This window comes from Paenibacillus sp. 2RAB27, from assembly GCF_052115445.1.
Classification (GTDB): domain Bacteria; phylum Bacillota; class Bacilli; order Paenibacillales; family NBRC-103111; genus Paenibacillus_E.
The window spans coordinates 67,811-83,360 of record NZ_JBFRGR010000012.1; the positions used below are offsets into that span (position 1 = coordinate 67,811).

At 48.5% G+C, this 15,550-nt stretch carries 10 protein-coding genes; 3 read left to right on the forward strand and 7 right to left on the reverse strand.

Going from position 1 to position 15,550, the window contains the following annotated elements; genetic code table 11:
- Nucleotides 1–512 precede the first annotated feature (512 nt).
- From AB4114_RS17835 to AB4114_RS17860, 6 genes are all read right to left on the reverse strand, one after another.
- Nucleotides 513–2,288: an ABC transporter ATP-binding protein gene (locus tag AB4114_RS17835; protein ID WP_441989674.1), complete on the reverse strand. Its 1,776-nt coding sequence runs from the start codon at nt 2,286–2,288 to the stop codon at nt 513–515.
- Nucleotides 2,281–4,062 (reverse strand): ABC transporter ATP-binding protein, encoded by a 1,782-nt coding sequence (locus tag AB4114_RS17840; RefSeq protein WP_441989675.1) that lies wholly within the window; start codon nt 4,060–4,062, stop codon nt 2,281–2,283. The genes AB4114_RS17835 and AB4114_RS17840 overlap by 8 nt, the downstream gene beginning before the upstream one ends.
- 39 nt (nt 4,063–4,101) lie before the next feature.
- Entirely contained in the window at nt 4,102–4,545 is a 444-nt protein-coding gene (locus AB4114_RS17845) for a MarR family winged helix-turn-helix transcriptional regulator (protein WP_441989676.1), read from the reverse strand.
- Nucleotides 4,546–5,172: 627 nt separating this feature from the next.
- Complete coding sequence (locus AB4114_RS17850; protein ID WP_441989761.1) at nt 5,173–6,750, reverse strand: UDP-glucose--hexose-1-phosphate uridylyltransferase; 1,578 nt, start codon at nt 6,748–6,750, stop codon at nt 5,173–5,175.
- Nucleotides 6,751–7,162: 412 nt separating this feature from the next.
- A complete protein-coding gene (gene galE, locus AB4114_RS17855) occupies nt 7,163–8,164 on the reverse strand; it encodes a UDP-glucose 4-epimerase GalE (protein ID WP_441989677.1) in 1,002 nt (333 codons plus the stop codon).
- A 1-nt stretch (nt 8,165) separates the two neighbouring features.
- Nucleotides 8,166–9,347: a galactokinase gene (locus tag AB4114_RS17860; protein WP_441989678.1), complete on the reverse strand. Its 1,182-nt coding sequence runs from the start codon at nt 9,345–9,347 to the stop codon at nt 8,166–8,168.
- 221 nt (nt 9,348–9,568) lie between these two features.
- Between AB4114_RS17860 and AB4114_RS17865 the strand changes: the two genes are divergently transcribed.
- The 3 genes from AB4114_RS17865 to AB4114_RS17875 all read left to right on the forward strand — a co-directional run bounded on the left by AB4114_RS17865 (nt 9,569) and on the right by AB4114_RS17875 (nt 12,364).
- Nucleotides 9,569–10,426: an AraC family transcriptional regulator gene (locus AB4114_RS17865; protein WP_441989679.1), complete on the forward strand. Its 858-nt coding sequence runs from the start codon at nt 9,569–9,571 to the stop codon at nt 10,424–10,426.
- A 317-nt stretch (nt 10,427–10,743) separates the two neighbouring features.
- A complete protein-coding gene (locus AB4114_RS17870) occupies nt 10,744–11,319 on the forward strand; it encodes a sigma-70 family RNA polymerase sigma factor (protein ID WP_441989680.1) in 576 nt (191 codons plus the stop codon).
- A complete protein-coding gene (locus AB4114_RS17875) occupies nt 11,309–12,364 on the forward strand; it encodes a hypothetical protein (protein ID WP_441989681.1) in 1,056 nt (351 codons plus the stop codon). Before AB4114_RS17870 ends, AB4114_RS17875 begins: the two co-directional genes overlap by 11 nt.
- Nucleotides 12,365–12,450: 86 nt before the next feature.
- Here the strand turns inward: AB4114_RS17875 and AB4114_RS17880 are convergent, their stop codons facing one another.
- Complete coding sequence (locus tag AB4114_RS17880; RefSeq protein ID WP_441989682.1) at nt 12,451–15,522, reverse strand: response regulator; 3,072 nt, start codon at nt 15,520–15,522, stop codon at nt 12,451–12,453.
- Between the last annotated feature and the right edge of the window lie 28 nt (nt 15,523–15,550).

Below are 15,550 nucleotides of genomic sequence, written 5' to 3' on the forward strand. Positions count from 1 at the left end.
TTTGAGTTTAGATGGAAAAGCTACAGCTAATTCTGACAGATGAGGGCATTTCGGCGAAAATGATGGAAATTAGCTGTAGGAAATCCAGTTAATCGACGCAACGAGGGAAATGTAGCCGAAATAGATGGAGAAAATCCAGTTAGTTGGCGGGTGGGAGTGGCGAGGACGGGTGCGAAGGGGATTGGTGGGGGACTACGGGGAATGGTGCGGGATTGGATGGGACTGGCGAGGAATAGTAAAAAATGGCACAGGATTGATGGAGAGTGGCGAGGACCAGTGAGAAAATGGCCCAGGATTGACGGGGACTGGGTGATCCTATTGGGGCGTGGGGCTAGCAAGGGAATAGAAAGTTACTGTCGAAGGACTGGCAGGGTAGCGAAAACTAACTCGTAACTGGCGAGGACAGTGCTAGCACCTGCAAATGAGTGGCAACTGGCTGATTCACGATAAGCAAAAAGGAAGTTCCCCTCCACGGGAACCCCCTTTCTATTTCTTGCCGGACTCCACGTCCGTCAAAGTGAACTGGTTTCGCTGAATTGGCTCGCATACAAATCATAGTAATGCCCACGAAGCGCCAGCAGCTCTTCGTGCGTACCGCGCTCCACGATCTCGCCGCCGTGGATGACCAGAATGACACTCGCTTCGCGGATCGTGCTGAGTCGGTGGGCGATCACGAAGCTCGTTCGCCCCTTCATGAGCACACCCATCGCTTGCTGGATGTGCTGCTCGGTGCGCGTGTCGACGGAGCTCGTCGCCTCGTCGAGCACAAGAATCGCGGGATCGGCGAGAATCGCCCGCGCGATCGTGAGCAGCTGCCGCTGGCCCTGACTCAAGTTGCCGCCTCCGGCGGTCAACTTGGCGTCATAGCCGCTCGGCAGCTTGCGAATAAACCCGTCCGCGTTCGCAAGCTGCGCGGCGGCTTCCACTTCTTCGTCCGTCGCGTCTAAGCGGCCGAAGCGGATATTTTCTCGGATCGTCCCCGAGAACAGGTAGACATCCTGCAGCACGAGGCCTAGCTGGCTGCGTAGGCTGTCTTTTTCCATCTCACGAATGTCTAGCCCATCGATTGTAATACTGCCCTCATTTATATCGTAGAAGCGAGTTAGCAAATTGATAATTGTGGTCTTGCCTGCACCCGTAGGGCCAACTAGAGCAATCAAATCGCCTGGCTCCGCAGTAAACGAAACCTCATGCAACGTGGGCACTTCGTCCGTGTAGCTGAAGGAAACGTTTTGAAACACAACTTCCCCCTTGACATCTGTTAGCTGGACACCCTCTTTACTCGATTCGTACTCCGTCTCATTATCCATCACTTCAAAAACTCGCTCCGCTCCCGCAATCCCCGACTGAATCATATTGTACTGGTTAGCGAGATCGTTAATCGGACGGCTGAATTGCTTCGAATAGTTCAAAAAGCTGATAATCACACCAACCATCGTCCACCCCCTCAGCACCATCCAACCCCCGATAGCAGCCAGTAAAATGAAGCTAAAATGATTGATCATATTCATGCTCGGCCCCATCATACCCGAGAGCTGCTKAGCACCAGTACCAGCGACTCGAAGCTGTTTATTGATTGCAGCGAGTTGATCGACGGCAGCGGCTTCGCGTTGGAAGGTTTTCACAACCTTTTGCCCAGAAATCGTCTCCTCAATTAAGCCATTCAACTCACCGAGCCGCTGCTGCTGCTCTTTGAACAAGCGTTGGGTATGTTTCGTGATTTGCTTGGTTGTGAAAAGTACGATCGGAACCGTGATTAATGCGATGAGCGTAAGCCAGATATTCAGAGTAATCATCATGATCAAAGACCCGACAATCATAATGATGCTGGTCATAATTTGCGTTAAATTTTGACTGAGCGTAGTCGCAACGTTATCGACATCATTGGTTGTGCGGCTCATGAGTTCCCCATGTGAAGTCTTGTCAAAATAGCTAATGGGCAGCTTGTGCAGGTGGCGAAAAAGATCCTGTCTCATTTGCCACACGGTCCGCTGGGATACCCCAGCAATCAGATAGGATTGGATCCAAGATGCAGCCCCGCTGACTACGTAGCAGCCCAGCAGCAGGAGACAGAGCCCCAGAAGTCCATCCCGGTCTCGCGGTATGATGTAATCGTCAATCGCTCTGCCGATTAAAAATGGCCCGAGCAAGGCAAGGCCGCTGCCGAGAACTGTCAAAATCGCAACGGTGAGCAGCCCGGTACGTTGAAGCCTAAGATAGTCCCACATGCGAAGGAGGGTTGCGCCGATGTTTTTCGCGCGTGGTTTGCGCGTTTGCTTGTTAGCCATGCAGAGCCGCCTCCTTCCCTTGCTGGGAATTGTAAATATCTTGGTACAGCTGGCTTGTCGCCAACAGTTCCTCGTGTGTTCCTCTCGCAGCGATACACCCCTCATCTAGGACAAGGATTTGATCGGCCTGCAAAACGGAGGAGACGCGCTGTGCGATAATGATGCGTGTGCTGCCTGCCATCAACGCTTGCAGAGAACGCTGGATGCGTTTCTCCGTGCTCAAATCAATTGCACTCGTGCTATCATCCAGCACAAGTAATGGAGATCGCAAAAGCAAGGCCCGAGCTATCGCTATTCGCTGCTTTTGACCACCAGATAGGTTCACGCCTCGTTGGCCCAACTTGGCTTCATAGCCCTCAGGCAGTTTGGAGATGAAGCTGTCGGCCTCTGCCGCTTGAGCAACTGCCACCATCTCATCTTCCGATGCCCCTGGCTTGCCGAAAAGAATGTTGTCGCGAATCGTCCCGCTAAACAAAATGGACTGCTGCAGCACGATACCGATCTGGCTACGCAGTTGCTCGACAGGCATTTCTCTCACATCAACGCCATTCAGGCGAATATGTCCGCTGGAGGTATCATAGAGTCGCGGGATCAAGCTAACCAGGGTAGATTTACCTGCGCCAGTTGCCCCGAGAATGCCGATCGTTTGACCAGGCAGTGCCTTGAAAGAAATATCCTTGAGAACTGGCTGATCGGGAGCTGTCTCATACACGAATGAAACCCGTTCAAATTCTAACTCGCAGCCCACCACAGTGGATGATGTAGCCGATTGGTGCAGGTATGGTTCAAGTAGCTCTGATTTTTCTTGATCCTGTGCAGGCTCATTCGCATCCACCTTCGTATCCAGCACCTCTCGAATTCGTTCAGCGGAAACTTGCGCACGGGAAATATTCATCAGCGTATTCGTAATGGAAACAAGCGAAAACAACACTTGGCTGATATAAATGATGAATGCGGCCAAGTCACCGATGGCCATCGAACCGCTCCACGTTTGAGCACCGCCAAACCAAAGAACGGCAACGATACTTATGTTCAAAATCAACGTCATCAGCGGCCCGCTTGTTGCCAAGGCTCGCGCGGAGCTAAGACTAGCGTTCAACAGGTCCGTGTTCGCATTGCCAAAGCGGGTACGCTCGAAGGCGGCGCGAACAAAAGCTTTGATCACACGAATGCCCGTCGTGCTCTCTTGCATAACCGTGTTTACGCGATCGAGCTTCGTCTGCATCTGGCGAAAAAGCGGTGTAGAGCGTTTCATTAATAGATATAAAATGACAAATTGAATCGGTACAACCACTAGGAGGATCAAGGAAAGTCGTGGTGAAATGACCACAGCCATGATCAAACTGCCAATAAGCAGTGACGCTTCACGTGTAAATTGACGTAGTAGAATTTGCAGGATGTTCAGCATCTGCATCACATCGCTAGTCAAACGAGTGATCAGTGAACCGGTCGAGAATGTATCCAACTGTCGAAACGACAAGGATTGGACTTTCTCAAATACGCTTAGTCGCAGGTCAGCGCCAAAGTTCTGGGCAGATTTCACTGCGAAGAATGTGCAACCCGCTCCACCAACAAGGCCAATGAGGGCGACGCCTAACATATGTAAGCCTGTCGACCAGATCAATGCCAGATTTCCCTCGGCAACCCCTTGATTTACAATGATCGCCATAAGGCGAGGCTGCGATAAGTCCATGCAGACCTCCATCACCATCAGCAGAGGAGCGAGCAGCGTTATGAACCAATACGGTTTAACGAACGATCGTAGTTTCCACATAACAGGATGTCCCCTCTTTTTGTTTGTTGGCTAACTAATTTATTCCTCTTTGGGACGGAGATTATCCTTCATTTGAAGCAGAAGGCGGCGAAACAGCAGCTTTTCCTCAGGTAAAAAATGCGCAAAAGTCATCTCATCCGCCGTCTGAATTGCTTCTTTAACATGCACGGTAACTTCCTTGCCCTTCTCGGTCAGATAGACACGCGTAACCCGTTGATCGTTCTCATCAGGACGGCGTTCGACGAGGCCAGTTTTCTCCATGCGGTCAACCATGACGCTTAATGTCGCCCGTTTATTATGAATGCGCGAGGCTAGCTCGCTATGGCTAAGTCCGTCCTCTACGGACAATGCCAGTAATAGAGGCGGCTGCCCTGGATACACATCGTAGAGATGAATAATTTGATCAATGGTATGTCGGTGCATTTTCAGCAAATGTGACATCAAATGGGTTAGAGATTCTGGATTATGGTGATGGCGAGACATTGAAACGCCCTCCTTTTTAGTTAGTCGGCTAATTAATATTTTAGGTAGCGTTGCTTGTCCTGTCAATACGATTTTTTCCATTTACACGTGTGCGAGTATGGTGATAGGAAGTTGGGATGATTAGGAGGCTGGTATGGAGGAAGATTGGAGATGATGTTGTTGGTGCGGGTGGGTTGGGGAGTAATTGGCTTGTTCATGGTGCGAGGTGCCAGGTTGGGTATAGCGCGTCTGTTGGTGCGGGCGGTTGGAGAGTAGTTGGCTTGTTTCTGGTGCGATGGTGGCGGGGTGGGTATGGTGCGTCTGTTGGTGGGGGTAGGTTGGGAGTAATTGAGTAGCCAGCAACCAATTAGATGGAAAATCTCCATCTAATTTCTCTCTTTTCTCATGAAATTTCAGATTAGATGGATTTCCTACAGCTAATCCCCCCCATTTCACGCCAAACGAGAGATTTCAGGGAAATTAGCTGTACATTTTCCAGTTATTCCCCAATTTCGATCATTCCCCACGAAATTAGCTGTAGTTTATCCAGTTATTCTGCCACTGGCTGGAAGCAGCGCCTCAACCCGGCGCGCGCCACTACGCGCGCGCAACAAAAAATCCCTGGTCCACCGACCAGGGATCCAAAACCTACTGCTGCGCGAAGCCCACCGCAGCCAAAAACCGTCCGAACGCCGCTTGCCCTGCTTCGTCTCTCTTGAAGACGCCTGCGTCGAGCAGGACGTCCATGAACTTGCTGCCGACCTCGGTCTGCAGCACCGCATTCGCCGCGTCGGCCGTCAGCGACGCGCCGTGCTTCGCGAGCAGCCCCGCGATCCAATCCGCATGCTTATGCAGCGGATGTCCAGCATCTGCGAGCGTCTCGCGGCTGAGCTCGGCTTCGCCGGTGAGCAGCTTGGCGATCGCCGCCAGCTCCTCTTGCAGGCGGCCTGGCAGCACCGCCAGCCCCATAACCTCAATCAAGCCGATGTTCTCCTTCTTGATGTGGTGTAAGTGCTGATGCGGATGGAAAATCCCATCCGGATGCTCTGCGCTGGTGCGATTGTTCCGCAGCACCAGATCAAGCTCGTACTCGCCGCGCGCGTTGTTGCGGGCGATCGGCGTGATCGTGTTATGCGGCACGCGCTGTCCGTCCTTCTCGCTGAACGCGAGGACTTCCGCTTCCGCATCACTGTAGGCACGCCAGTCGTCGAGCAGCTTGCTCGCCAGCTTGTACAGCTGTTGCTTGTTGTGCCCGCTTAGGCGCAGCACCGACATCGGCCACTTCACAATCGCGGCCTTCACGCCTGCAAAGTCTGCATGTGAGAATGCTTTCTCACTTGGCGCTTTTTCCATAGGGAACTTGTGACGTCCCCCTTGGAAATGATCGTGATTCAAGATGGACCCCCCAACGATCGGCAGGTCCGCATTTGACCCGATGAAGTAATGCGGGAACTGTTCGATGAAGTCCAGCAAACGGTAGAACGTATTTGCCGTTGTTTTCATAGGAATATGTTTCTCATGGAAGATAATGCTGTGCTCGTTGTAGTACACGTAAGGTGAATACTGCAAGTACCACTTCTCGTTATCCAACTCGAGTGGGATGACGCGCAGATTCTGTCTAGCCGGGTGATTCACACGACCTGCATAACCCAGATTGTCTACGCAGAGTAGACATAGGGGGTAGCTGCTTTGTGGCAGCGTTTTGAGCAGCGCAATTTCCTTCGGATCCTTCTCCGGCTTAGACAGGTTAATCGTAATTTCCAAATCCCCATACGACGTTTCAGCTAGCCAGTAAGCATTCTTCGCAATACGATCCATACGAATATAGTTAGAATCAATGGATTGCTTGTAGAAATAAGCCGTCGCCGCTTCCACATTCTGCGTTTTCGCGATCTTCCAGAATTCACGTACCACCTCGGAAGGACGGGGCATCATGAGTCCCATAATGCGTGCGTCCAGCAAATCGCGGTACGTCATCGTGTTCTCTTCCAGTAGCCCTGCTTCCCAAGCTGCATCTAGCAGCTCTTCCAGCAAGCCAACCGGACTGCTCAATTTCTCTGCAGGCACTTCGCCTTGAAAAGGCTCAGCAAGACCGAATAAATCCAATAAAGCATTACGCGATGTATACACATCCAACTGTTCGATCAACCCGTTTTGGGTAGCGAACTGCAGGAGTCTTTCTATGGTTAACGCTGCAGATTGCGGCGTTTGTAATGTGCGTTCCATATTGCCACTTCCCTTTCTACTGAGCATCGAACTAACAACCTCATCATGCTCAGCGTTCCTACAACTAGTCACCCTTACATCCTCCTGACAAACGGAGTCTGATCAGGTAGATACTTGCACCTATTACCTATAGTCCGAAATATCCCACTTAAACGTACCCAGCCAGCTTTAAATGGTCAGATAGTTCGATTTTGCCGAACTAATTAGCCATATTTCGTGATAACAGCTGGTTTAGGGCATTTTAAGCAGGTGAAATCGGACTAATGGCGCTTCTATGCCTCTCACTGCGTAATTAAGCAGGCACAATCGAACTATTCCCTATCTTACCTGACTGTCTTCCACAACCAAACCCCACTACGATCAACCTTTAACCCTTACTAAAAGGGGAGGTCCCGAGGTTCCCAAGTTCGACTTACAAACTCGTCACTTCAGCTGCGTACCCCTTCGGGTGCTTCTGGTGCCAGTTCCACGCGCTCTCAATGATCGCTTCCAAGGAATCCAAAGCTGGCTTCCAGCCAAGCTCGGCTCTTGCGCGCTCCGAGGAGGCGATTAGCGTTGCCGGATCACCGGCTCTACGAGGCTCAACTACCGCTGGGATCGCATGGCCTGTAACTTTGCGCGCGATATCGATCACTTGCTTCACGGAGAAGCCTGTGCCATTGCCAAGGTTATAAATGTTGCTGTCCGCACCGCCGCGCAGCTTCTCTACCGCAAGCACGTGTGCGCTCGCTAGATCGCTAACGTGGATGTAGTCACGTACACAAGTACCGTCTTCTGTTGCATAATCTTCGCCGAAAATCGAGATATGCGCTCTTTGACCCAGCGCTACCTGCAAAATAATCGGAATCAGATGCGTTTCCGGGCTGTGATCTTCACCGATTTTGCCGCCTGCATGGGCGCCAGCTGCATTGAAATACCTTAATGAAACATATTTGATACCATGCGCAATATCGAACCATTTCATCATTTTTTCCATCGCCAGCTTCGTTTCGCCGTACGTATTCGTTGGCAAGGTACGATCGCTTTCAAGGATCGGGATGTTCTCAGGCTCGCCATATGTCGCAGCCGTCGATGAGAATACGATGCGTTTCACGCCGTATTGCGTCATTTTTTCAAGTAAACAAAGCGTTCCGTACACGTTATTGTGGTAATATTTCGCTGGATTGGTCATACTCTCACCAACGAGCGAATTCGCTGCAAAATGAATGATGGCATCGATATTATTTTCAGCAAAAACCGTATCCATAAATTCCCCGTCACGTAGATCGCCAACGTATAGTTTACCGCCAAGTACTGCGTCCTTATGACCTTGCTGCAAGTTATCGACGATAACGACTTCTTCACCTTTGGCCAGAAGCTCTGCTACCGCATGCGATCCAATATAGCCTGCTCCACCTGTAACTAGAATTGCCATTTTACAACGCCTCCTCAAGTTGCTCTACACCGTTGCCAATATCGCAAACATAGAAGCTTGGTGTTAGCCCTGTAATGCCCGTATACTCTGCGCCTACTTGGTCGATGAACGTCTGAACACTGTCTTCATGCACCAAGGAAACCGTACAGCCACCGAAGCCTGCGCCCGTCATTCGTGCCCCAAGCACACCCGGCACCTTCAATGCCGCTGCAACCATCGTATCAAGCTCCAAGCCCGTTACTTCATACAGGTCACGGAGGGAATCGTGGGAACCAATCATCAGCTTACCGAAGGACTCCAGGTCATTCTTCTCAAGTACTTCGATGGATTTCAAAACACGATCAATCTCTTCCACAACATGCTCCGCTCTGCGGCGAACCGTTTCGTCTGGGATCAAGTGTTTATATTCGTTGAACTGCTCTAGATTCAGTTGACCAAGCAACGTGATGTCTGGGAATTGCTTTTGCAAGTAAGTAACCGCCTGCTCGCATTGACTTCTTCTCTCATTGTAGGCGGAGTCGACGAGACCTCTGCGTTTGTTTGTGTTGCCGATCACAAGCTTATAGCTGCCGCTTTGAAAAGGAACATGACGATACTCGAGCGTATCGCACATCAAGAGGATTGCGTTGTCTTTCTTGCCATTCGCTACAGCGAATTGGTCCATGATGCCGCAATTTACGCCAACGAATTGGTTTTCTGTTTCTTGTGCGAGCAGCGCGATTTTGACTGTATCGATCGGGCACTTTTCTAATGTTAGTAAGCTAAAAGCTGTAACAACCTCGATGGAAGCTGAGGAAGAGAGTCCTGCACCATTTGGAATTTCACCGTGGAACAAAAGGTCATAACCTTGCGTCACTGGGAATCCTGCTTTCGCTAAGTGAACGAAGATGCCTTTCGGATAGTTGATCCAATCATCCTCTTCTTGATAGGACAAGTCGTCTATGGAAATTTGTTTGCGAAGTGCCAAATTCGTAGATGCGAAGCCGATCACGCGATCTTGTCTTGGACGAATGATCAAGGTCGTTCCGAACGTCAAAGCTGCCGGGAATACATAACCGCCGTTGTAATCCGTATGCTCGCCGATCAAATTCACTCGACCTGGAGCGTGAAATGCTGATATTTTCGCAGCAGTTTCTCCGTAAATTTCAATAAACGTGTCTTTTAGAGCTTGCAAATCTGCCATGTGTGGCACCGCCTTTTGTATGATTGGTATGTTTGCTTGGTTGTTGTTAGATATGTTGTTTGTGTAAGTTTGTAGCTTAAGTATAAGAGATACGCCAAGGATTGGCTATGGAGGCATGTTATTTTCACATGGAAAAATGTGATTTGCAGTTTCCTCTTTATGTGAGATATATGATACAGTGAAGGGAACGAATGGTCTTTGAACGGAGATGAGGAAACGTCATGCAAAAGCCTGAGAGTTATTATGTAGTATCGAACCCTCTTCCTGCTGGGGAGAGTGATTTCACGGTATTATTCGCAGGGGAAAGTCAGACCAAGCCAGAACATCGTCTTGGACCGAAGGTCTATGACTATTACTTAATCCATTATGTGTTATCAGGCCGAGGCGTATTCTCTTCACATGGAGAAGAGTATGCCATTGGCGCTGGCGACAGCTTCGTCATTGAGCCGGAACAACTGATCAGCTACGTTTCTGATGAGCTAGATCCTTGGCATTATTGTTGGATCGCCTTTACAGGTGTACAAGCGGCAAAGCTCGTTGGTGTGGCGGGCCTCACGCCCGCGAACCCCATCATCCATATCGCGCGCAACCGGCATATGCCTGTGCTTTTTCGTCAGATCCAGCTCGCGCTCAAATCTAAGAAATCCAATGCACAGCTCAAAGCGACAGGCTACCTCAGCTTGTTGCTCGGCGAGTACTGCGAAGCCATGTCTGCCCCTGTGGTAGCAGGACTGGTCACGGAAGACGAGAGCGACCGCATCGTGCAGCAGGCGATCCATTACTTGTCCACGCAATACGCGGAGCCCATTACGATTGAAATGATGGCGGAGAGCCTAGGCTATAATCGCGCTTATCTATCGCGCATGTTCAAGAGGCACACCAAGGTGACGCCGGTGACGTTCCTGCTCAAGCTGCGCGTGGACAAAGCACGCCTACTGCTGCGGGAACGGCTAGAGCTCACGATCGAGCAGATCGCTGCGTCAGTAGGCTTCTATGACCCGCTGTACTTCTCCAAGCAGTTTCGGCGCTGGTATGGCGTCTCGCCAAGCGAATATCGGAATCAGATCAAGTTGCTCTGATCCGAATTCTTTTTTTTCTAAATGAAAATAAAACAGCGGTAGCCTAGGACTCCAGCTTCTCGTCCATGGCTGCCGCTGTTTCTTGTATCGGGAGATGAAATAAATCTATAAACAATGACCGAAAATGAGAAAACCTCTATCGAGGCCATTCAAAGATGAGCGACCGCGTTTCGATGAAGGTTTTAACGCCAAATAGAAAGACGTTTTCGGGAACCGAAAACGTCTTTCTATTGTGGTAAAAAAATTAAAATAAAACCGAACCTTTTTCCGATTGAGAGACAATATAGGGTGTAAGCTAACTCAGGAGGGCCCTCCGAATGCAAAATGAATTCATGTACCAATTACTTATAAAAATGAAAGATGGAGATCAACAGGCGTTTCATGCGATGTACGATGCCACCTATCAAGACATCTATCGGACAGTTTCCTTCCTGGTGGATCATCAGCAGGACCGAGAAGATGTCATGAATGAGATCTATATGCAAATGTGGACCTCACTTGCTAACTACGATACGAACCGTCCTTTCCACTTCTGGCTACACGGCTTGGTCATTCGTCAGGTGCAGAGGTTTCGGGTCAAGAGCTGGCGGAGATTCCGAATTTTCGAACGCATCCGTGCTTTCTCGCGGGAAGAGCCTCATTGGGATCAACATACTTCTTTGATGGATGAGACGAATCACATGATATCGCAATCCATGCGAAAACTGACCGATAAACAGCGGACAGTGATTATCTTTCGATTTTTTCACGACTATACGCTTGAGGAAATTGCAACTCTGCTTGATATACCGCTAGGTACAGTCAAGTCCAGATATCATGCTGCTCTCCAGGCGCTTCGAAAAACTATATGGAATCTCCCCCTGGAAAGGATGGAACAGATCAATGACTATTGAAGGCAAAATCCGTGAACATCTGCACAATGAGGCAGAGAAAATAACGTGTCCCCCGGCCATTTCTAAACGAATAGAACAATCCTATTCGGACTATTTCCAACCAAAAAGGAGCAAAAAAAACATGAAAAAACGACTAATTGGTGGCATCGTTGCTGCTGCACTTTTGATTCCGACCGCAGCATTCGCTGCCCCTACCCTAATTGAAATGCTTACTAGAACACCAATGACTGCTGAACAAGTTAAAGTAGATAAGGTTGGCCATGCAACACTCGAGAAGCTGTATAGCGCCTTTCCCGAAACAAAATCGTTCGAGATCATCGATGCTAGCCAAGTTCAAGGTGTTCAAACCAGCATCATACTCCAGGAAAAAGGTGGAACTGGAAAAAAGTTCATCCTACATACCAACAGCAGTACAGGTAAGATTGAACATGTGAATCAAGAGAATTGGGAGCCTAAGGACAAGCCACTCATTGCTTTAAACGATCAGGAAATCAAGGCTAAGGTAGATTATCTCATTACTAACCTGTATGGCCACATCGAAGAGTACGAGTTTGCTATGGAGCAAATGGAGAACCCGGATCAGAAAACGTTAATGTTGAATTACACGAAAAAAGGATCAAAAACACCGTTCTATCAAGTATTTGTTCAAGGTAATACCATCAGTCTTTCTCTGATAGGAGGCGAGACTACAGCTTCAACTATGAAAGTAGAAGGCTTATTCTCTAAAGATGGTAAACCTGATTATTTTGCTGATGCTTATTTAAATGATGCAAACCTGCTTTCTTTACTACAAATTAGCGCAACAGAATTAAAAGAAGAATTAGCTAAAGGTAAATCTGTTGTAGAAATTGCTGCAGCTAAACAAATCTCTAAGCAACAAGTGATTGATGTCATTGCACAAACGCAAGCCGTTTTACAAATGCAAGGCGAAAACAATGGTAATACTCCTAAAAGCAATTCTTCCATTGAGCAAATGTCAAAAGCTATTGAACCAAAAGTATCACAAGTAATTGAACACAAAACGGAAACACCCTTGAAGAAATAACTAATCCCAATAGCCTCAACTCGCAATGATGACCCGACAAGAGTGGCATTTCCAAAAAAATGTCACTCCTGCGGGTCATTTGTCATTTATTTCTCTTGAGCATTTGCTGCCAAATACGCGATAATGGCCTGATTAACCTGCTCCAGCCTACCCTCGGCAGTTTCCAAAAGCTCCTCCAGCAATCCGACTGAACCCTGATGGATCGCCGTTTGAAGCTCATCAGCTGTATGACTGAGCGGCGTTGCTCCGATGTTGGAAGCCACACCTTTCAGCGTATGAGCTAGCATCAGCGCTTCGGGATAGTCTATGTTCTTAATCGCCTCTCGTATCTCATCTATGGCGTTCGCGTGATTCGCTGCAAACTTGTGCAAAATCCGCTCGTAGAGGTTCGCATTTTGTCCAAGGCGCCCTAGTGCCTCCGCCGCGTTCAAGACAGGCAGCGCCTCTATTTGCTTCGATGCTGCGACTTCAGCATACCCTCTCCCACGCGAGCTCTGAATCGTTCGCTGTAAGACGCTGAATAGCTGAATAGGTTCAAACGGCTTGGAAATATACGCATCCATGCCAGCTTCCATGACCTGCTCCTTGACTCCCTGCATAGCATCAGCAGTCATCGCGATAATCGGTGTCTCTTGATCGAAATCCCTTATATTTCTCGTCGCCTCAAAGCCGTCCATGAGCGGCATCTGCAAATCCATCAAAATGGCATCATACCGCTTAGTAGCAACTCGTTTCAACGCTTCGATGCCATTCTCTGCTACGTCTACATGAATGTCCATCTCCTGAAGAATGGCCTGCGCAACTTGTTGATTAATTTCATTGTCTTCCACTAGCAAGACCTCCGTGTTACGGAGCATGTGCAGTTTCTTGGTTTCACTCTCACCCTGTGGCGATGCGATCTTCATCTGCAGCTGCTCTTGGAACAAGTTCGTTATCTGGTTATATAACTGCGACTGGCTCATTGGATAATAGAGCAGCTTTTTCACAGATGCTGACTGAAATTTCAGCTGAAGCTCCGACTCATGATACGAACTGATCAGTACGATCACTTGCACGGGTGTCGCATTCTCCAGTTTTATTTTCTCAGCCAAGGTGTGTGCTTTCTCATCCTGAAGCCTCCAATCGATCATAACCAGATCATAACGACCGTTAGTGCTAATTTGTTCCAAGGCGCTTTGAGCGGTATCTACGGCATTAACAATGAATTGGAACTGTTCCAGCTGACTCTTCAGAACAAGCCGCATTTCCTCGTCATCGCAAATGAGGAGCACTCGCAGAAATTTTAAATAGGAAGCTACTGGTGCACTGAATAAGTGCTCAGAGCCTACTTCGAACCTCACTGTGAAGATGAAAGAACTCCCCCTCCCCAGCTCGCTCTCGACGTGAATCTCCCCTTGCATCAACTCTACGATACTCTTACTGATCACTAGGCCAAGGCCTGTTCCCCCGTATTTGCGGGTCGTTGACATATCGGCTTGTGTGAATCCGTGGAACAATAATGCTTGCTGCGCAGGTGTCATCCCAATGCCTGTATCTCTTACTTCAAATCGAAGTGAAACCCCACTGTCATCTTGTGAAGAAACACTTACCGCAATCGCGATTTCACCTTCATCCGTAAATTTTAAAGCGTTATTCACCAAATTAAGTAAAACTTGATTCAATCGGAACGGATCACCATTCAAGACTTGAGGGACCTCATGATGGATGGAGAAATGCAGCTTTAACCMCTTCTCATACAGCGAAAATCCGATGATATTTGATATATTGCTCATAATTTCATACAAATCAAAATCGATACGCTCCAGCACAATCTTCTTCGCCTCAATTTTCGAGAAATCGAGAATATCACTGATGATCGTCAGCAAGCTTTTGGCCGAGAGCACCGTCTTCCCGACGTAATCCTTCTGCCGCTCCGTGAGTTCCGTTTGCTGGAGCAAATAATTCAATCCAATGATGGCGTTCATCGGTGTGCGGATTTCATGGCTCATATTCGCCAGAAATTCACTTTTCGCCCGATTAGCAGATTCGGCGGATTCCTTGGCATCAGCAAGAAGCAAATTCTTGGTTTCCAGCTCTGATGTACGTTCCTCCACCAACACTTCAAGGTGATCTTTGTACTGATTCAGCGTCTCTTCAGCCTGCTTACGTTCGGTAATATCGACACCCGCAAAGATAACGCCGCCCACTTCTCCGGTTTCTGTCCAAATCAAGTTATTGCTCCACCCGTATAGGCGCTCTTCACCTAATTTATCTACGATGAGCGATTCAAAATAGTCCGACAAAGCATCGCCTTCCATGAATTCCTGGTAGCGCTCTTTCCGCATTTCTACTAGATTCTCTGGCCCACAAACTTCAAACCAATTCTTACATAAGGTATCCGTTTCCTCATAACCTAGCACCGAGTATCCCTTGCGGTTCAACAACTCAATTCTGCCATCTCGGTCCAATACGACAATCATGACATCAATGAGATCGAGATAGCTTCGGGCCTTCTCTTTCTCCTTCATCAACTTCTGTTCGCCCTTCCTTCTCACAGAACGCGTCTGCAAGGCAAGAGCAGCCCCAATGGCAATCGCCACAATCGTGAAAATGCTCCCCATCCAAAGTACTAACTCACGCTGATTGGAGGTCCGATCTACATCCCTTTGGGTTCCCATCAAATTGTAATCAATCCACTTATGTAAGCTCGCATCGGCTTGCTCTCGTTTCGGTGCAAGCTTGTCCAACAAGGTCTTCCCCATGATATAATCACCAGATTGGACGGCATCAATGATAAGCTGACCCTTCTGCAAGTAATCTATCGTTTTATCCGACACTTCCATATAAATCTGTTTTTCACTCTCGGAGTTGATGAAAGACTCGTAGCCTCGATACTTCTCATCAAACTGTCGACGGACATCCTGATAAGAGGTAATCAAGGTAAGAAGGGCATTCTTATCCGTTTCGAGCAACATTTTATGCAAAAGAACTCTTTCTTGTGTAATGAGCTCTTGCATCTCTACAATTCTAGCAATACTCGGCATCCAATTCGTCTTGACATGGTCAAGAGTCCCCTTCAGGGCAAACATCTGATAGAAGTTCGTTCCAATAACTGCTATTAATAAAGCAATGATGATGATAAAAGTCCACATCGACTTCATCAAAGTAATCGCTTTCATTTGTAATCACCCTTCTTTGCCGATTATA